The 17,743-nt window shown below is 56.1% G+C and carries 17 protein-coding genes and 1 other annotated feature; of the genes, 11 read left to right on the top strand and 6 right to left on the bottom strand.

All coding sequences use genetic code 11. The features are described from left to right. Positions 1 to 51 precede the first annotated feature (51 nt). Both lplA and Electrica_RS21545 read right to left on the bottom strand, forming a co-directional pair. A complete protein-coding gene (gene lplA / locus Electrica_RS21550; RefSeq protein WP_141965352.1) occupies positions 52 to 1,068 on the bottom strand; it encodes a lipoate--protein ligase LplA in 1,017 nt (338 codons plus the stop codon). An 11-nt stretch (positions 1,069 to 1,079) separates the two neighbouring features. Continuing rightward, positions 1,080 to 1,721, bottom strand: a complete 642-nt coding sequence (locus Electrica_RS21545; protein WP_131049524.1) for a YtjB family periplasmic protein — start codon at positions 1,719 to 1,721, stop codon at positions 1,080 to 1,082. A gap of 103 nt (positions 1,722 to 1,824) precedes the next feature. On the opposite strand from Electrica_RS21545, the gene serB reads away from it, so the two are divergent. The 3 genes from serB (at position 1,825) to nadR (ending at position 5,562) form a co-directional block, all read left to right on the top strand. Beyond that, positions 1,825 to 2,796 (top strand): phosphoserine phosphatase, encoded by a 972-nt coding sequence (gene serB / locus Electrica_RS21540; protein WP_131049525.1) that lies wholly within the window; start codon positions 1,825 to 1,827, stop codon positions 2,794 to 2,796. A gap of 10 nt (positions 2,797 to 2,806) precedes the next feature. Next, positions 2,807 to 4,189 carry a DNA repair protein RadA gene (gene radA, locus Electrica_RS21535; RefSeq protein WP_004857671.1) on the top strand — a complete coding sequence of 461 codons (1,383 nt, stop codon included), beginning with the start codon at positions 2,807 to 2,809 and terminating at the stop codon, positions 4,187 to 4,189. A gap of 140 nt (positions 4,190 to 4,329) precedes the next feature. Beyond that, positions 4,330 to 5,562: a multifunctional transcriptional regulator/nicotinamide-nucleotide adenylyltransferase/ribosylnicotinamide kinase NadR gene (gene nadR, locus Electrica_RS21530; RefSeq protein WP_100682638.1), complete on the top strand. Its 1,233-nt coding sequence runs from the start codon at positions 4,330 to 4,332 to the stop codon at positions 5,560 to 5,562. Between the two features lie 101 nt (positions 5,563 to 5,663). On the opposite strand, the gene ettA is transcribed toward nadR, so the two are convergent. Then, positions 5,664 to 7,331, bottom strand: a complete 1,668-nt coding sequence (ettA, locus tag Electrica_RS21525; RefSeq protein WP_141965351.1) for an energy-dependent translational throttle protein EttA — start codon at positions 7,329 to 7,331, stop codon at positions 5,664 to 5,666. A 233-nt stretch (positions 7,332 to 7,564) separates the two neighbouring features. On the opposite strand from ettA, the gene sltY reads away from it, so the two are divergent. Beyond that, positions 7,565 to 9,502, top strand: a complete 1,938-nt coding sequence (gene sltY / locus Electrica_RS21520; protein ID WP_141965350.1) for a murein transglycosylase — start codon at positions 7,565 to 7,567, stop codon at positions 9,500 to 9,502. A gap of 153 nt (positions 9,503 to 9,655) precedes the next feature. Continuing rightward, entirely contained in the window at positions 9,656 to 9,982 is a 327-nt protein-coding gene (gene trpR / locus Electrica_RS21515; protein ID WP_015585187.1) for a trp operon repressor, read from the top strand. Here the strand turns inward: trpR and yjjX are convergent. Beyond that, complete coding sequence (yjjX, locus tag Electrica_RS21510; protein ID WP_131049527.1) at positions 9,969 to 10,484, bottom strand: inosine/xanthosine triphosphatase; 516 nt, start codon at positions 10,482 to 10,484, stop codon at positions 9,969 to 9,971. The two genes, trpR and yjjX, sit on opposite strands and share 14 nt — an antisense overlap. Positions 10,485 to 10,597: 113 nt before the next feature. Here yjjX and gpmB point away from each other — a divergent pair, with 113 nt between their 5' ends. Then, entirely contained in the window at positions 10,598 to 11,245 is a 648-nt protein-coding gene (gene gpmB / locus Electrica_RS21505; protein WP_141965349.1) for a 2,3-diphosphoglycerate-dependent phosphoglycerate mutase GpmB, read from the top strand. Here gpmB and robA read toward each other — a convergent pair. Beyond that, on the bottom strand, positions 11,242 to 12,111 hold the full coding sequence (robA, locus tag Electrica_RS21500) for an MDR efflux pump AcrAB transcriptional activator RobA (protein ID WP_131049528.1): 870 nt from the start codon (positions 12,109 to 12,111) through the stop codon (positions 11,242 to 11,244). The genes gpmB and robA overlap by 4 nt on opposite strands. A gap of 211 nt (positions 12,112 to 12,322) precedes the next feature. On the opposite strand from robA, the gene creA reads away from it, so the two are divergent. Continuing rightward, the gene (gene creA / locus Electrica_RS21495) at positions 12,323 to 12,796 is read left to right on the top strand and encodes a protein CreA (RefSeq protein ID WP_004857687.1); all 474 of its coding nucleotides are present in this window, start codon (positions 12,323 to 12,325) and stop codon (positions 12,794 to 12,796) included. An 86-nt stretch (positions 12,797 to 12,882) separates the two neighbouring features. On the opposite strand, the gene arcA is transcribed toward creA, so the two are convergent. Then, complete coding sequence (arcA, locus tag Electrica_RS21490) at positions 12,883 to 13,599, bottom strand: two-component system response regulator ArcA (protein ID WP_100682632.1); 717 nt, start codon at positions 13,597 to 13,599, stop codon at positions 12,883 to 12,885. 95 nt (positions 13,600 to 13,694) lie between these two features. Here arcA and yjjY point away from each other — a divergent pair, with 95 nt between their 5' ends. The 4 genes from yjjY to thrA all read left to right on the top strand — a co-directional run bounded on the left by yjjY (position 13,695) and on the right by thrA (position 17,742). Next, the gene (gene yjjY / locus Electrica_RS21485) at positions 13,695 to 13,835 is read left to right on the top strand and encodes a YjjY family protein (RefSeq protein WP_049268126.1); all 141 of its coding nucleotides are present in this window, start codon (positions 13,695 to 13,697) and stop codon (positions 13,833 to 13,835) included. 395 nt (positions 13,836 to 14,230) lie between these two features. Beyond that, positions 14,231 to 14,917 carry a tRNA/rRNA methyltransferase gene (locus tag Electrica_RS21480; RefSeq protein ID WP_141965348.1) on the top strand — a complete coding sequence of 229 codons (687 nt, stop codon included), beginning with the start codon at positions 14,231 to 14,233 and terminating at the stop codon, positions 14,915 to 14,917. Positions 14,918 to 15,129: 212 nt separating this feature from the next. Then, complete coding sequence (gene thrL, locus Electrica_RS21475; protein ID WP_071824685.1) at positions 15,130 to 15,198, top strand: thr operon leader peptide; 69 nt, start codon at positions 15,130 to 15,132, stop codon at positions 15,196 to 15,198. Continuing rightward, positions 15,137 to 15,254, top strand: a sequence feature (Thr leader region). (Overlaps the previous gene by 62 nt.) A gap of 25 nt (positions 15,255 to 15,279) precedes the next feature. Continuing rightward, positions 15,280 to 17,742 carry a bifunctional aspartate kinase/homoserine dehydrogenase I gene (gene thrA, locus Electrica_RS21470; protein ID WP_141965347.1) on the top strand — a complete coding sequence of 821 codons (2,463 nt, stop codon included), beginning with the start codon at positions 15,280 to 15,282 and terminating at the stop codon, positions 17,740 to 17,742. Position 17,743 lies beyond the last annotated feature (1 nt).

Genomic DNA, 17,743 nt, shown 5'->3' with positions numbered 1-17,743 from the left:
GGGCAGAATTTGTAGGCCGGATAAGGCGTAGCCGCCATCCGGCTTTTTTCATCAGCGCACCGCGCCGGCAATCCACGCCGACAGCTCCCGCAGCTCTCTCTCCTGCTCCGGGAAATCGACTAATAATCCTTCACAGATCTGCTGCAGCATGTCAGCCCGATACGGGCAGCCCTGCAATCGCGTAGCCAGCGCCTCCAGCGGTGCCGGATTCAGGCTATCGGTAAAGACCTGCGTACGGGTGATATGCCCTTTCTCAACGTCGAAGTGCAGCTCCACGCCGCCCCAGACAAAGCGCTCATCCAGCAGGTGGGAGAAGGCCGGCGCCTGACCAAAATTCCATGCCCAGCTGCTCTGGCGGGCGAAGGTTTCGGCAAAGTTCGGCAGATCCGGCGTCTTATCGGGTGAAATCACTTCCGCGGCGACGCGCTCGCCGTAGTAGGCGAAAAAGGCTTCTTCAATCGCTGAGCAGACCTGCTGGTGCGTAATACCCGGCAGCAGCTCAACCAGGTTGGCCACACGGCCGCGTACCGAGGTGATGCCTTTCGCCTGCAGCTTCTTTTTATCCGGATTGAGATAGTTTGCCAGACGACTTAAATCGGCATTCAACAGCAGCGTGCCGTGGTGAAAACCGCGGTCAAGGGTTTCGCGATAGGCCGAACCGGAGATTTTACGATCGCCTTCGGCAGTGTTAACGACCAGGTCATTGCGCCCGGATGCTTCCGCGGTGACGCCCAGCGCCGCCAGCGCCGCCAGCACAATCCGCGTGGAGACGGTCTTATCGTACTCGGGTTTCCCCGCCATGAAGGTAAAACAGGTGTTCCCGAGGTCGTGAAATACCGCGCCGCCGCCGCTGCTGCGGCGGGCCAGGCGGACGTTATCCTCTTCCATCCGGCGGGTGTTGCACTCTTTCCACGGGTTTTGCGCCCGGCCAATGACCACCGTGTCGGCATTGCGCCACAGGAACAGCACGCGCTGGGTGGCGGGCATCTGGCGGAAAATACACTCTTCAACCGCGAGGTTGAACCACGGGTCCGTGGAGTCTGAGAGCAGCAGGCGTAGCGTCGACATCAGCGATTTCCTTATTCTGATTCATCTTTATCTTCGTCCTGCACCGGCTTATTGGCGGTGAGCAGGAAGGGCGATTGCTGCCAGCGGGTGCGCTTGCCCTGCAGCAGCGTGCGGGTCAGCACTACGCCGATAGCCAGCGACAGCAGCAGCATTAGACGTAAAATATTGGTGGTATTATCCACCTGTTGCGCCTCGGTGGCTAACGTATGGGTATCCAGCGTCAGGCGCAGGTAGCCAAGCGGCCCGTTTTTACCCTGAATCGGCTCCACGATTTGCTGATTGAAGTAGCCGCCCGCTTTTTTGCCGTCCAGCGCCAGCCTGTCGCGCACATTGACCCCTTCGCCCGAGCGGGCGACCAGATCGCCCTGGTCGTCATAGACTCCGGCATCGAGGACCCGGCTCTGGCGGGTGAGCCGCTCCAGCAGCTCACCGATCCGTTTTTCATCGGGCGTCTCGCTGCGCATCATTGGCGCCAGATTCAGCGTAACCTGCTGCGCAAGGGTGCGAGCCAGTTCTTCTAACTGCGGATTACGTTGCTTTTGGCTGTTCTGGCTGAACCACGACGCTCCCTGCATCAGGGCAACGAGAAGCGCGAGGCAGATAAGAACAATGACGGCGCGATGCAGTCGGAATTTCAGTTTTGCGCGTACCATATTCCACCTTTAATATTTACAGCTTAATGTTGCCAGAAGCGCTGGTTACAAGGTAGCCTCATGCGTTATTTTCCTGGCCTGAATAAAGAAATGTGGAGCCGTAATGCCAAACAGTTTGACCTGGTGCGATCTGCCCGAAGATGTTTCCCTGTGGCCTGGATTACCGCTTTCGTTGAGCGGTGATGAGGTCATGCCGCTGGATTATCATGCCGGACGCAGCGGCTGGCTGCTCTACGGGCGCGGCCTTGATAAACGCCGGCTGACGGACTGGCAGCGTGAGCTGGGGGCGGCGCTGGTTATCGTTGCCGCCTGGGTTGTCGAAGATTATCAGGTTATTCGTCTGGCGGGCTCTCTGACGCTGCGGGCAACCCGACTGGCGCACGAAGCGGGGCTGGATGTCGCTCCGCTGGGGAAAATTCCGCATCTGCGCACGCCCGGGCTGCTGGTGATGGATATGGATTCTACGGCGATTCAAATCGAGTGCATTGACGAAATCGCCAAACTGGCCGGCACCGGCGAAATGGTGTCGGAAGTGACTGAACGCGCGATGCGCGGCGAGCTGGATTTCACCGCCAGCCTGCGTCAGCGGGTGGCGACGTTGAAAGATGCCGATGCCAGTATTCTGCTGCAGGTGCGTGAATCGCTGCCGCTGATGCCGGGGCTGGCGCAGCTGGTGCTGAAGCTGGAGACGCTGGGCTGGAAAGTCGCGATTGCCTCCGGCGGGTTTACCTTCTTCGCCGAATACCTGCGCGACAAGCTGCATCTTGACGCCGTGGTCGCCAATGAGCTGGAGATTATGGACGGCAAGCTGACCGGGAACGTCATCGGCGATATTGTCGATGCCAAATATAAAGCCGCCACGCTGAGAAAACTGGCGGAAAAATATGCAATCCCGCCGGCACAGACCGTGGCAATCGGCGATGGCGCCAACGATCTACCGATGATCAAAGCGGCGGGACTGGGGATCGCGTATCATGCTAAGCCAAAAGTGAATGAGCAGGCGGAAGTCACCATCCGTCACGCTGACCTGATGGGGGTCTTCTGTATTCTCTCCGGCAGCATGAATCAAAAGTAAGAGGTAACACGTGGCGAAAGCTCCAAAACGCGCATTTGTCTGTAATGAATGTGGTGCGGATTACCCGCGCTGGCAGGGGCAGTGCAGCGCCTGTCATGCCTGGAATACCATCACCGAGGTGCGTATTGCCGCTTCGCCGCAGGTGGCGAGAAACGAGCGTCTGACGGGCTACGCCGGGAATGCCGGCGCGTCGAAGGTGCAAAAACTGTCGGAGATCAGCCTTGAGGCGCTACCGCGTTTCTCCACCGGTTTTAAAGAGTTTGACCGCGTGCTCGGCGGTGGCGTGGTGCCGGGCAGCGCCATTCTGATTGGCGGCAGTCCGGGGGCAGGTAAATCGACGCTGCTGCTGCAGACGCTGTGCCGACTGTCGGAAAACATGAAAACGCTGTACGTTACCGGGGAAGAGTCGTTGCAGCAGGTGGCGATGCGCGCGCACCGCCTGGGGCTGCCGACCGCTAACCTCAATATGCTCTCCGAAACCAGCATTGAGCAAATTTGCCAGATAGCCGATGACGAAAAACCGCAGCTGATGGTTATCGACTCGATCCAGGTGATGCATATGGCCGATGTGCAGTCGTCGCCGGGCAGCGTCGCTCAGGTACGCGAAACGGCGGCTTATCTGACGCGCTTTGCCAAAACGCGCGACGTGGCGATCATTATGGTCGGCCATGTGACCAAAGATGGCTCGCTGGCCGGACCGAAGGTGCTGGAGCACTGTATCGACTGTTCGGTGCTGCTGGATGGCGACGCCGATTCTCGCTTTCGGACCCTGCGCAGCCATAAAAACCGCTTTGGCGCGGTGAATGAGCTGGGGGTATTCGCGATGACCGAGCAGGGGCTGCGTGAAATCAGCAACCCTTCGGCGATTTTTCTCAGCCGCGGCGATGAAGTGACTTCCGGCAGCTCGGTGATGGTGGTCTGGGAAGGCACCCGTCCTCTGCTGGTGGAGATTCAGGCGCTGGTCGATCATTCCATGATGTCTAACCCGCGTCGCGTTGCGGTCGGGCTGGAGCAGAACCGTCTGGCGATTCTGCTGGCGGTGCTGCATCGTCACGGCGGCCTGCAGATGGCCGATCAGGATGTCTTTGTTAACGTCGTGGGCGGGGTGAAGGTGGCGGAAACCAGCGCCGACCTGGCGCTGCTGCTGGCGATGGTTTCCAGCCTGCGCGATCGTCCGCTGCCGCACGATCTGGTGGTATTTGGTGAAGTGGGGCTGTCCGGCGAAATCCGTCCGGTGCCCAGCGGCCAGGAGCGCATTTCCGAGGCGGCGAAACATGGTTTTCGTCGCGCCATCGTCCCGGCGGCCAACGTGCCGAAAAAAGCACCGGAAGGGATGCAAATCTTTGGTGTGAAAAAGCTTTCCGACGCGCTAAGCGTGTTTGACGACTTATAATTAAATACCCGCCGCCTGTCCGGCGGCAGAGGGCTGGCGGCGTAGGGCCGTATGAACGGCTGAATTGTCCCGGTTTATCGCCGTCTGCCGCCCGCAACCAACAGGGTATTTCTTCAGTTTTGCTAAAGCAGGAGGCTCTCGTGTCATCTTTCGACTATCTCAAAACCGCGATTAAGCAAAAGGGCTGTACGCTGCAACAGGTCGCGGAAGCCAGCGGAATGACCAAAGGCTATTTGAGCCAGCTGCTGAATGCCAAAATCAAAAGCCCAAGCGCGCAGAAGCTGGAAGCCCTGCACCGTTTTCTTGGCCTGGAATTCCCGCGTCGGCAAAAGAGCGTCGGCGTGGTATTTGGTAAGTTTTATCCGCTGCATACCGGGCATATCTATTTGATTCAGCGCGCCTGTAGCCAGGTGGACGAGCTGCATATCATTATGGGCTATGACGATCCCCGGGATCGCCAGCTGTTTGAAGACAGCGCGATGTCGCAGCAGCCGACGGTGCCAGATCGCCTGCGCTGGCTGCTACAAACCTTCAAATATCAGAAAAACATCCGCATTCATGCGTTTAATGAAGAGGGGATGGAACCTTATCCCCACGGCTGGGACGTGTGGAGCCGCGGGATCCGCGCATTTATGAGCGATAAAGGGATTCAGCCGAACTGGATCTACACCTCGGAAGAGGCCGATGCGCAGCAATATCTGCAGCATCTGGGGATCGAAACCGTGCTTATCGATCCGAAACGGACCTTTATGAGCATCAGCGGTGGGCAGATTCGTGAAAACCCGTTCCGCTACTGGGAGTACATCCCGACGGAAGTGAAACCGTTTTTCGTACGTACGGTGGCCATTCTGGGCGGCGAATCGAGCGGGAAATCGACGCTGGTCAATAAGCTCGCGAACATCTTTAACACCACCAGCGCCTGGGAGTATGGTCGTGATTACGTCTTCTCGCACCTCGGCGGCGATGAGATGGCGCTGCAGTATTCCGATTATGACAAAATTGCACTGGGCCACGCGCAGTATATTGATTTCGCGGTTAAATATGCCAATAAGGTGGCGTTTATCGACACCGATTTCGTCAGCACCCAGGCATTTTGCCTGAAGTATGAAGGGCGCGAACATCCCTTTGTTCAGGCGCTGATCGACGAGTACCGTTTTGACCTGGTGATTCTGCTGGAGAACAATACCCCGTGGGTCGCCGATGGCTTACGGAGTCTCGGGAGCTCGGTGGATCGCAAGGAGTTCCAGACGCTGCTGGTGTCGCTGCTCAAAGCCAATGAGATTGATTTTGTGCATGTGAAAGAGTCGGATTACGACATGCGCTTCCTGCGCTGCGTTGAGCTGGTCAAACAGCTGATGGGTGAACCGGGCTAAGCACATTCAGGGGCGTTCTGGCGCTTAGCATAAAAAAACGGATGGCCTGGGCCATCCGTTTTTCGTCATCCCGAAACCACCTCCTGGGAGGTGGCGATGGATTACTTCGCAATACGCTTGTACTTGATACGTTTTGGCTCCAGCGCATCGGCGCCGAGGGTGCGTTTCTTGTACTCTTCGTACTCGGTGAAGTTACCTTCGAAGAATTCGACTTTACCTTCATCCTGGTAATCCAGAATATGGGTCGCGATACGGTCGAGGAACCAACGGTCGTGCGAGATAACCATCGCGCAGCCCGGGAACTCCAGCAGGGCGTTTTCTAACGCGCGCAGGGTTTCGATATCCAGGTCGTTGGTTGGTTCATCGAGCAGCAGCACGTTACCGCCAACCTGCAGCAGCTTCGCGAGGTGCAGACGACCGCGTTCACCGCCGGAGAGTTCGCCCACGCGTTTACCCTGGTCGACGCCTTTAAAGTTAAAGCGACCGACGTAGGCGCGGCTAGGCATTTCGGTGTTGCCGATCTTCATGATATCCAGCCCGCCGGAGACTTCTTCCCAGACGGTTTTGCTGTTATCCATCGCGTCGCGGAACTGATCGACGGAAGCCAGCTTCACGGTTTCACCCAGGGTGATGGAACCGGCATCTGGCTGTTCCTGACCGGACATCATGCGGAACAGGGTCGATTTACCGGCGCCGTTAGGGCCGATAATCCCGACGATGGCCCCTTTCGGTACCGAGAAGGTCAGATCGTCAATCAGTACGCGGTCGCCGTAAGACTTACGCAGGTTGCTGACTTCAACAACTTTATCTCCCAGACGGGCTCCAGGCGGAATAAACAGTTCGTTGGTTTCGTTACGCTTCTGGTATTCGACGTTGTTAAGCTCTTCAAAGCGCGCCAGACGGGCTTTGCCCTTCGACTGACGGCCTTTCGCGCCCTGACGTACCCACTCCAGCTCTTTCTCAATGGATTTACGGCGCGCCGCTTCCTGAGAGGCTTCCTGCGCCAGACGCTGATCTTTCTGCTCCAGCCAGGAGGAGTAGTTGCCTTCCCACGGAATCCCTTCGCCGCGGTCCAGTTCGAGGATCCAGCCGGCCACGTTATCAAGGAAGTAACGGTCGTGGGTAATCGCCACCACGGTCCCTTCGAAGTCATGCAGGAAGCGCTCCAGCCAGGCCACGGATTCAGCATCCAGGTGGTTGGTCGGTTCGTCGAGCAGCAGCATGTCTGGTTTTTCCAGCAGCAGGCGGCACAGCGCCACGCGGCGGCGTTCCCCCCCGGACAGGTTGGCGATTTTCACCTCCCAGTCCGGCAGACGCAGGGCATCGGCCGCACGTTCCAGCTGCACGTTCAGGTTATGGCCGTCGTGAGCCTGAATGATCTCTTCGAACTTGCCCTGCTGCGCCGCGAGTTTATCGAAGTCGGCATCTGGCTCAGCGTATTTGGCATACACCTCATCCAGGCCTTTCAGCGCGTTAACCACTTCGGCTACCGCTTCTTCTACCGACTCACGTACGGTCTGCTCCGGGTTCAGCTGCGGCTCCTGCGGCAGATAGCCAATTTTCAGGCCAGGCTGCGGGCGGGCTTCACCTTCGATGTCGGTATCAATGCCGGCCATAATACGTAACAGGGTAGATTTACCGGCGCCGTTCAGACCGAGAACGCCGATCTTCGCGCCAGGGAAGAAGCTCAGGGAGATATTTTTCAAAATATGACGTTTCGGCGGAACCACTTTGCCGACACGATGCATGGTATAAACGAATTGAGCCACGGTGGACTTCGCCTCTTTTATTTTGATGAATAGTTTTCAAAGGCGAAGTGTAGCCTTTTTCACGCGTTAAGCCCAGCGAGGCGATGGGATTCACAGAAGAGTAAAAAAATGTCCAGGACGTGGCACGTTTGGCGTTGTCTGGTTAGCATATCTATAGCGACACCGGGACATTTAAAAAGCGGCATGATGCTGCTCAGATGTAGTGAGATGTACTTTTAACAGAGGAAGAGCTTGTGGAAAAAGCCAAAACGATGGCATGGCGTCTTCTGGCGGCCAGCGCGAGTTTGCTGACGCTCAGCCAGCTGGCGCATGCGGATTCACTGGATGAACAGCGCAGTCGCTACGCTCAAATTAAGCAGGCATGGGATAGCCGGCAGATGTCCGTTGTCGAACAGCTCATGCCTACGCTGACCACCTATCCGCTGTACCCCTATCTGCAGTACCGGCAGATCACTGACGATCTGATGAACCAGCCGGCGCTGGTGGTGAAAAACTTCATTGAAGCGAATCCGACGCTGCCGCCGGCGCGTACCCTGAAATCGCGCTTTGTTAATGAGCTGGCGCGCCGTACCGACTGGAGCGGACTGCTGGCGTTCAGCCCGGAAAAACCCGCCACCACCGAAGCGCAATGTAATTACTACTACGCGAAGCTGAGCGTGGGCCAGGCGCAGGAGGCCTGGGACGGCGCGAAAACGCTGTGGCTGACCGGCAAGAGCCAGCCAAATGCCTGTGACGCGCTGTTTAGCGCCTGGCGCGATTCCGGTAAGCAGGATCCGCTGGCCTGGCTTGAGCGTATTCGCCTGGCCATGAAGGCGGGCAACACCGCGTTGGTCAACGTGCTGGCCCAGCAGATGCCGCCTGAATATCAGACGATTTCGTCAGCGGTTGTGGCGCTGGCTAACGATCCGAACACCGTCATGACCTTTGCCCGCACCACCGGCGCGACGGATTTTACCCGCCAGATGGCGGCGGTGGCCTTCGCCAGCGTGGCGCGCCAGGATGTCGAAAACGCCCGGCTGATGATTCCGTCGCTGGTGCAGGCGCAGAAGCTCAATGAAGACCAAACCCAGGAGTTGCGGGATATTGTTGCCTGGCGCCTGATGGGCAACGATGTGACCGAAGAGCAGGCTATCTGGCGCGATGACGCGATTATGCGTTCGCAATCCACCGCGTTAGTGGAGCGCCGGGTGCGGATGGCGCTGGGAGCGGGGGATCGCCACGGGCTGAATACCTGGCTGGCCCGTCTGCCGATGGAAGCGAAAGAGAAAGATGAGTGGCGCTACTGGCAGGCGGATCTGCTGCTGGAGCGCGGGCGCGATGACGAAGCGAAAGCGATTCTCCGTTCGTTGATGCAGCAGCGTGGTTTCTACCCGATGATTGCCGCCCAGCGTCTGGGAGAGGATTTCACCTTCCGGATCGATAAGGCGCCAGCGAATCTCGATCCTGCGCTGACCTCCGGGCCGGAAATGGCCCGGGTACGCGAGCTGATGTACTGGAATATGGACAATACCGCTCGCAGCGAATGGGCAAATCTGGTGACCAGCCGGACGAAAGATCAGCAGGCGCAGCTGGCGCGCTATGCATTCAACCAGCACTGGTGGGATCTCAGCGTCCAGGCGACCATCGCCGGGAAGCTGTGGGACCAGCTGGAGGAACGTTTCCCGCTGGCCTACAACGATCTCTTCGCGCGCTATATCAGCGGTAAAGCTATCCCGCAGAGCTATGCGATGGCGATTGCTCGCCAGGAGAGCGCATGGAACCCGAAAGTTCGCTCTCCGGTTGGCGCCAGCGGCCTGATGCAAATCATGCCGGGGACGGCGACCCATACGGTGAGTATGTTCAGTATCCCAGGCTACAGCAGTCCGTCGCAGCTGCTGGATCCCGAGACCAATATCAATATCGGCACCAGCTATCTGCAGTATGTTTATCAGCAGTTTGGCAATAACCGCATCTATGCTTCCGCGGCCTACAATGCAGGCCCTGGGCGGGTTCGAACCTGGCAGGGCAATAGCGCAGGGCGAATTGATGCGGTGGCGTTTATCGAGAGTATTCCGTTCTCGGAAACGCGGGGTTACGTGAAGAACGTGCTCTCCTACGATGCCTATTATCGTTACTTTATGGGGCAGAAAGCAGCAATGCTCAGCGATGCGGAGTGGCAGCAGCGGTACTAATCTCCGGCGGATTACGCGTGACAAAACGGGCCAGCCACTGCGCTGTTGCGCGAAATCCATAGAGTATTGCCCGGAGTATGTTATGCTTTGTACTCGTTAATGAGTACATCAGACAGGCGGCCCTGGTCGCCTGTCGCAACATGGCGGCGTAACATGACCCAACAATCCCCTTATTCAGCGGCTGTAGCCGAACAGCGTCATCAGGAATGGCTTCGCTTTGTGGCGTTACTCCAGCAGGCGTACGCCGACGATCTGCATCTGCCATTGCTGCAATTAATGCTGACGCCAGACGAGCGCGAGGCGCTGGGCACGCGCGTGCGGATCATTGAAGAGTTGCTGCGTGGCGAGATGAGCCAGCGCGAGCTGAAAAGTGAACTCGGCGCCGGGATTGCCACCATTACCCGTGGCTCTAACAGTCTGAAATCCGCGCCGCCCGAGCTGCGACAGTGGCTGGAACAGGCGTTGCTTAACGGTAAATAAGGTTATGGAACGGGCTTAATGCCAGTACCACCGCCTGGTGGTAGACGCTGCTGCGCGTGAGCTTCCCGGCGGTAAAGACGCCGATAGCCCCTTCTTTACGACCAATTTCATCAATGCCGGTATGCTGCGACATCACCGGCCCTAATGCTTCGCCGGCACGTACTTTTTCCAGAATCACCGCCGGTAGCGGCAGCGTCGCCGAGCGCGCTTCGCCGCGCTGATGACGATCCTCAATCACTATCCAGCTAAAGGTGCTGTCGTCGTCGATCCCGGCCTCAATGGCGACCCAGAAGTCGGCATTTGGCTGCACGGCGCGCGCATTGGCGACCCTGTTTCGTGCGCCAGCGCGCGTTTCCTCGTTACCAAACGGCTGTTCCGGCACACCACTCTCGACGGCGACGGACTCAATGTGGCAGGATCCTTCGCCGAAGATCTCGTTAAAAGCCTGTAGAATTGCCTGAATTTTGGCGGGATTAGTGGTAGCTGAGACAACATGGTGCATAATCAAACAACTCAGAATAAATTTACGTCATCGCAGTATACTCCAAATCGTTTTCGTTGCCGCGCGCGACGCCGGCAGCCGAAATTGTGAAGAGCACAGAACGGAAAAATAGCATGTTACAGGTACACCTTGTTCGCCATGGCGAAACGCAGTGGAACGCCGAGCGGCGCATTCAGGGCCAGTCAGACAGCCCGTTAACGCCTCACGGCGAGCTCCAGGCCTGGCAGGTCGGCGAACGCGCCAGAACGCTGGGCATTACGCATATCATTGCCAGCGATTTGGGGCGTACGCGCCGGACGGCAGAGATTATCGCGGAAGCCTGCGCCTGCGATGTCATCCTTGATTCACGGCTGCGTGAGCTGGATATGGGGATTCTTGAGAAACGCCATATCGACTCGCTGAGCGAGGAGGAAGAAGAGTGGCGTCGTCGGTTGGTTGATGGCACCCCGGATGGCCGTATCCCGCAGGGAGAATCGATGCTGGAGCTGAGCGAGCGTATGCACGCGGCGCTGGCGTCCTGCCTGGAACTGCCTGCCGGAAGCCGGCCGCTGCTGGTGAGCCACGGTATTGCGCTGGGCTGTCTGGTCAGTACGATTCTGGGGCTGCCGGCACATGCGGAACGCCGCCTGCGTCTGCGTAACTGCTCGATTTCACGCGTTGATTATCAGCAGAGTCTGTGGCTGGCATCGGGCTGGGTGGTGGAAACCGCGGGAGATGTGTCGCATCTTGACGCCCCCGCTCTGGATGAACTGCAGCGTTAACGACGAATCGGGATCAGGTATTCGCAACGCAGCTGAATCGGCGTGGCTTGATCCCGGCTATTATCCTCAGGGAAGAAGCGTTCGATATCCAGACCTTTGCGGCGGGTCAGGTTCAGCATTGGCATGCAGGTGCCATACACCGTCAGGATAAACTCCTGCAGCCCGCTTGCTAAGCCTTCATAAGCGAACATCACGTACTCGCCACCTTCCAGAGTGATCGGCTGGGAGTTGTGCAGGTGGCCGTTAGCCATCTCCGGCGTCAGCGCAGTGGTGTAGAAGACCTCTTGCTCGTCATCTTTCTCGAGGCTTGGACGCGGTTCGTGCAGACCGTACAGCGTGGGCGGAATCGACGGCGAATTGCCGAGGAAATCACGCCAGAACTGAACGCGCATCTGGTTACGAAAGTCGGAGATTTCCTCCAGCTTACAGGTGTAGCTTTGGGTGATGCCGATCAGTTGGGTATTGCTCAGGGTGACGAACTCATACTGCGGCATCGTGAATTCGCCGAGGCGCAGCGGGGGACGCATCCCGTAAGAGCTCCAGTCAGGAGAGCGGCGATACAGCGCCGGCGTTAACGAAAACTGCTTTTTAAACGCGCGGGTGAAGGTCTGCTGCGAGTCAAAACGATACTGGAGCGCGATGTCGAGAATCGGGCGGGCGGTCAGGCGCAGGGCGACCGCTGATTTTGATAAACGGCGAGCGCGAATATAGGCACCGATGGCTTGGCCGGTTACGTCTTTAAACATTCTTTGCAAATGCCACTTGGAATAACCCGCCTTGGCTGCCACATTATCTAGTGAGAGCGGTTGATCCAGGTGACCTTCCAGCCAGCTAAGGAGATCGCGAATAATCCCTGCTTGATCCATAAAATGTCCTCATCCTTAAACTCAGGTGCCTGCTTACTAAGGTAGCGGATAATAGCATTTTTTGATGTTTTAGCATTCAGTGTTTTTTTTGCCTGTAAATGCGATTTGTCAGCAGGCGTTTTAGCTGTTTTGGTAACGCGGTGATCTATAAACCTTTTTCCGCTGAGTCTGGAATCATCACTTAGCTAAATTTTAATAAAATGGTAATAATATGAAATACAAGAGGTTAGTTGCGGGGCTGCTTTTACTGGCGGGATGTCAGGTTGCGCAGGCGGAACAAATTGGTTCCGTAGATACCGTATTCAAATTCTTTGGCCCGGATCATAAAATCGTCGTTGAGGCCTTTGACGATCCGGATGTTCAGAACGTGACGTGCTATATCAGCCGGGCGAAAACCGGTGGGATTAAGGGCGGTCTGGGCCTGGCGGAAGATACGTCAGATGCGGCGATTTCTTGCCAGCAGGTGGGGCCTATCGAACTGAACGATAAAATCAAAAACGGTAAGTCACAGGGCGACGTGGTTTTCCAGAAACGTACCTCGCTGGTGTTTAAAAAGCTGCAGGTGGTCCGTTTTTACGATAGCAAACGTAATGCGCTGATCTATCTGAGCTATTCGGATAAAGTCGTCGACGGTTCACCGAAGAATGCGCTCAGCGCCGTGCCAATCATGCCGTGGAATAAATAACGCGGCGCCTCGTGGCATCTGATTTGCACATAAAAAAACGGCGCATTAAGCGCCGTTTTTACGTTGCGGGAGCAGGAAAACGACTGTTATTCCTGCAGGTCGCCGCAGAAGCGATAACCTTCGCCGTGAATCGTGGCGATGATTTCCGGTGTATCCGGAGTCGACTCAAAATGCTTACGAATGCGACGGATGGTCACGTCAACGGTACGGTCGTGCGGCTTAAGCTCACGGCCGGTCATTTTCTTCAGCAGTTCAGCACGTGACTGGATCTTGCCCGGGTTCTCGCAGAAGTGCAGCATCGCGCGGAATTCACTGCGCGGCAGCTTGTACTGCTCACCGTTTGGGCTGACCAGCGAACGGCTATTGATATCCAGTTCCCAGCCGTTGAACTTATAGCTTTCTACGCTGCGACGCTCTTCGCTTATGGTACCCAGATTCATGGTACGGGAGAGGAGGTTGCGTGCGCGAATGGTCAGTTCACGGGGGTTAAACGGTTTAGTGATATAGTCATCAGCGCCGATTTCGAGGCCCAGAATCTTATCAACTTCGTTATCGCGGCCGGTAAGGAACATCAGCGCGACGTCAGCCTGTTCGCGCAGTTCACGCGCTAACAGAAGACCATTTTTACCTGGCAGGTTGATATCCATGATCACCAGGTTGATATCATTTTCAGACAGGATCTGATGCATTTCCGCGCCATCGGTCGCTTCGAACACATCATAACCTTCTGCTTCGAAAATACTTTTTAACGTGTTGCGTGTTACCAACTCGTCTTCAACGATAAGAATGTGCGGGGTCTGCATGTTTGCTACCTAAATTGCCAACTAAATCGAAACAGGAAGTACCAAAGTCCCTGACCTGCCTGGTACATGTCGCAAATTAACATGTCCGGCGTAACATGACTAAAGTACGTAATTGCGTTCTTGATGCACTTTCCATCAACGTCAACAACATCATTAGCTTGGTCGTGGGTACTTTCCCTCTGGACCCGACGGTGTCAAAAACGGCTGTCATCCTAACCATTTTAACAGCAATATAACAGGCTAAGAGAGGCTGAACACCCCATAAAACTACGCTTCGTTGACATATATCAAATTCAATTGTAGCACGTTAACAGTCTTGTGAAATCATTGTATTGAAATGCTATTTATCGTCACAAATCTTACACCGCTCAAATGGTTGCGCTGGTAAATTGATAAACACGTTGAATCCAACGATCGTTCAGCGCGGTTTCGATAAATATCATTGGCAAACATATGGATAAATGCGTTCTGTTAACATACTCCGCCCCATGGTCCGTTGGAAACAGTTTAGGCTTTTTTATGGGGAATAATGCGCAATTTTAGTGATTTTTGTTGCAGATTTGTAAATTTTCGCCGCGTAAAATGGGGATAGTTTCATTTTCGCCGCGTGAGAGAGTAGAAGAGAGCCACCATGCATGTATCGATTGTATTAGTCGCCCCGGCGAGGGCAGAAAACGTTGGCGCGGCGGCACGCGCGATGAAAACCATGGGTTTTCGCGATCTGCGTATCGTTGATAGCGATGCCCATCTTCAGCCTGCGGCGCGATGGGTTGCGCATGGTTCCGGAGATATTCTCGATAATATAAACACTTATCCAACGCTGGAACAGGCGCTGCATGACGTCGACTTTACCGTCGCCACAACGGCCCGCAGCCGGGCGCGTTTCCATTACTACGCCACGCCGCAGCAACTGCTGCCGCTGATGGCGGAGAAAGCCGCGTGGATGAACCACGCGGCGCTGGTCTTTGGGCGGGAAGATTCCGGGCTGACTAACGAAGAGCTGGCTCTTGCCGATGTGCTGACAGGTGTGCCGATGGTGGCCGACTATCCTTCGCTTAACTTAGGGCAGTCGGTGATGGTCTACTGCTATCAATTGAGCGCTTTGGTTCAGCAGACGCCGTCAGTTTCTGCCAGCGTCGATGAAAATCAGCTGCAGGCATTGCGTCTGCGGACGCTCGATTTATTGACCCGCCTGGGCGTGTCTGAAGACGTCAAACTGACCGACTGGCTCCAGCAGCGAATTGGGCTTTTAGAGCAGCGAGACACGGCAATGTTGCACCGGTTGCTGCACGATATTGAAAAAAACCTGCCAGATTAAAGTTCTGCTATAAGTTTTAAATATGGTTATATCTGCCAGTATCAAGCGCTGCATATCGCAAATTCAGGTGAATTGTCAGATCATTGTGGCGCATTGACCCGATACGGCGAAGTGGGTGAAATGTAAAAATTCGTTGACTTAAACCGGCAGATACTTTAACCAATATAGGCACAGGACACAGACAGATAAAAATTACAGAGTACACAACATCCATGAAACGCATCAGCATGATGACAACCATTATCACCATCACCATTACCACAGGTAACGGTGCGGGCTGACGCGTACAGGAAAGACAGAAAAAAGCCCGCACCTGAACAGTGCGGGCTTTTTTTTCGACAAAAAATCTAGGGGTAACAACCATGCGCGTGTTGAAGTTCGGCGGTACATCAGTGGCAAATGCAGAACGTTTTCTGCGGGTTGCCGATATTCTGGAGAGCAATGCCAGGCAGGGGCAGGTAGCAACCGTCCTGTCTGCCCCGGCGAAAATTACCAACCATCTGGTCGCGATGATTGAAAAAACCATCGGTGGCCAGGACGCGCTCACCAATATCTCCGACGCTGAACGCATTTTTGCTGAACTGCTGCAGGGCCTCGCCGACGCGCAACCGGGGTTCCCGCTGGTGCGGCTGAAAGCCTTCGTCGCGCAAGAGTTTGCCCAGATTAAACATGTGCTGCATGGTATCAGCCTGCTTGGTCAGTGCCCCGATAGCGTCAACGCCGCGTTGATTTGCCGCGGCGAGAAGCTGTCTATCGCCGTGATGGCGGGCCTGCTGGAAGCTCGCGGCCACAAAGTTAGTGTGATTAACCCCGTCGAAAAACTGCTGGCCGTTGGCCATTATCTCGAATCCACCGTCGATATCGCTGAATCGACCCGCCGCATTGCCGCCAGCCAGATTCCGGCCGACCATATGGTGCTGATGGCCGGGTTTACCGCCGGTAACGAAAAAGGGGAGCTGGTGGTGCTGGGGCGCAATGGCTCTGACTACTCTGCCGCCGTGCTGGCCGCCTGCCTGCGCGCCGACTGTTGTGAAATCTGGACCGATGTCGATGGGGTATATACCTGCGACCCGCGTCAGGTTCCCGATGCGCGTCTGCTGAAGTCGATGTCATATCAGGAAGCGATGGAGCTCTCCTACTTCGGGGCTAAAGTTCTGCATCCGCGCACCATTGCCCCTATCGCTCAGTTCCAGATTCCCTGCCTGATTAAAAATACCGGTAATCCGCAGGCACCAGGTACGCTGATCGGCGCCAGCCTTGATGAAGATGGTCTGCCGGTCAAAGGCATTTCTAACCTCAATAATATGGCGATGTTTAACGTCTCTGGTCCGGGGATGAAAGGCATGGTCGGTATGGCCGCCCGCGTGTTTGCCACCATGTCCCGCGCCGGGATTTCAGTGGTCCTGATCACCCAGTCCTCTTCTGAATACAGCATCAGCTTCTGCGTACCGCAAAGCGACTGCGCGCGCGCAAAACGGGTGATGGAAGAAGAGTTCTACCTGGAGCTGAAAGAGGGCCAGCTGGAGCCGCTGTCGATCATGGATCGTCTGGCGATTATCTCCGTGGTGGGCGACGGTATGCGCACGCTGCGCGGGATCTCGGCGAAGTTCTTCGCCGCGCTGGCTCGCGCGAATATCAATATTGTGGCGATTGCCCAGGGCTCTTCCGAGCGTTCTATTTCCGTGGTGGTCAGCAATGATGATGCGACCACCGGGGTGCGCGTGACCCACCAGATGCTGTTCAACACCGATCAGGTGATTGAAGTCTTTGTTATCGGCGTCGGCGGCGTCGGCGGCGCGCTGATTGAACAGATTAAGCGTCAGCAGGGCTGGCTGAAGAACAAACATATCGACCTGCGCGTCTGCGGCGTGGCGAATTCACAGGCCCTGCTGACTAACGTGCACGGGCTGAATCTCGAAAACTGGCGCGCGGAACTGGCCGAAGCGAAAGAGTCGCTGAACCTGGGCCGCCTGATTCGCCTGGTCAAAGAGTACCATCTGCTGAACCCGGTTATCGTCGACTGTACTTCCAGTCAGGCGGTCGCCGATCAGTACGCCGATTTCCTGCGCGAAGGTTTCCACGTGGTGACGCCGAACAAAAAGGCCAATACCTCCTCGCTGGATTACTACCATCAGCTGCGTCATGCCGCCAGCAGCTCGCGCCGCAAATTCCTCTACGACACCAACGTTGGCGCCGGTCTGCCGGTGATTGAAAACCTGCAAAACCTGCTGAATGCCGGCGATGAGCTGCTGCACTTCTCCGGTATTCTTTCTGGCTCTCTGTCGTTTATTTTCGGTAAGCTGGATGAGGGCATGAATCTCTCCGAAGCAACAACCCTGGCGCGCGAGATGGGGTATACCGAACCGGATCCGCGCGACGATCTTTCTGGCGTCGATGTTGCGCGTAAGCTGCTGATTCTGGCCCGTGAAACCGGCCGTGAGCTGGAGCTGTCCGATATTGTCGTCGAACCGGTATTGCCTGCACAATTTGATGCCAGCGGCGACGTTGAGAGCTTTATGGCGCGCTTGCCTTCGCTGGATGACGAGTTTGCTTCCCGGGTTGCTCAGGCGCGTGATGAAGGTAAAGTCTTGCGTTACGTCGGTAACATCGAAGAGGATGGGACCTGTCGCGTGAAAATTTCCGCTGTTGACGGTAACGATCCGCTGTTCAAAGTGAAAAATGGCGAAAACGCCCTGGCCTTTTACAGCCATTATTATCAGCCGCTGCCGCTGGTGCTGCGCGGCTATGGTGCAGGTAACGACGTCACGGCGGCCGGTGTGTTTGCTGACCTGTTGCGCACCCTGTCATGGAAGTTAGGAGTTTAAG

The organism is Klebsiella electrica (genome assembly GCF_006711645.1).
Lineage (GTDB): Bacteria > Pseudomonadota > Gammaproteobacteria > Enterobacterales > Enterobacteriaceae > Klebsiella > Klebsiella electrica.
Note: the sequence above shows the minus strand (reverse complement) of the source record. Positions and strands in the feature narration are given on the sequence as shown.

Coding starts and splice junctions, on each gene's coding strand:
- yjjX (WP_131049527.1), bottom strand. CDS start 10,484: ATGCACCATGTTGTCTCAGCTACCACTAATCCCGCCAAAATTCAGGCA.
- thrA (WP_141965347.1), top strand. CDS start 15,280: ATGCGCGTGTTGAAGTTCGGCGGTACATCAGTGGCAAATGCAGAACGT.
- Electrica_RS21545 (WP_131049524.1), bottom strand. CDS start 1,721: ATGGTACGCGCAAAACTGAAATTCCGACTGCATCGCGCCGTCATTGTT.
- serB (WP_131049525.1), top strand. CDS start 1,825: ATGCCAAACAGTTTGACCTGGTGCGATCTGCCCGAAGATGTTTCCCTG.
- trpR (WP_015585187.1), top strand. CDS start 9,656: ATGACCCAACAATCCCCTTATTCAGCGGCTGTAGCCGAACAGCGTCAT.
- Electrica_RS21480 (WP_141965348.1), top strand. CDS start 14,231: ATGCATGTATCGATTGTATTAGTCGCCCCGGCGAGGGCAGAAAACGTT.
- yjjY (WP_049268126.1), top strand. CDS start 13,695: ATGACTAAAGTACGTAATTGCGTTCTTGATGCACTTTCCATCAACGTC.
- creA (WP_004857687.1), top strand. CDS start 12,323: ATGAAATACAAGAGGTTAGTTGCGGGGCTGCTTTTACTGGCGGGATGT.
- arcA (WP_100682632.1), bottom strand. CDS start 13,599: ATGCAGACCCCGCACATTCTTATCGTTGAAGACGAGTTGGTAACACGC.
- robA (WP_131049528.1), bottom strand. CDS start 12,111: ATGGATCAAGCAGGGATTATTCGCGATCTCCTTAGCTGGCTGGAAGGT.
- gpmB (WP_141965349.1), top strand. CDS start 10,598: ATGTTACAGGTACACCTTGTTCGCCATGGCGAAACGCAGTGGAACGCC.
- lplA (WP_141965352.1), bottom strand. CDS start 1,068: ATGTCGACGCTACGCCTGCTGCTCTCAGACTCCACGGACCCGTGGTTC.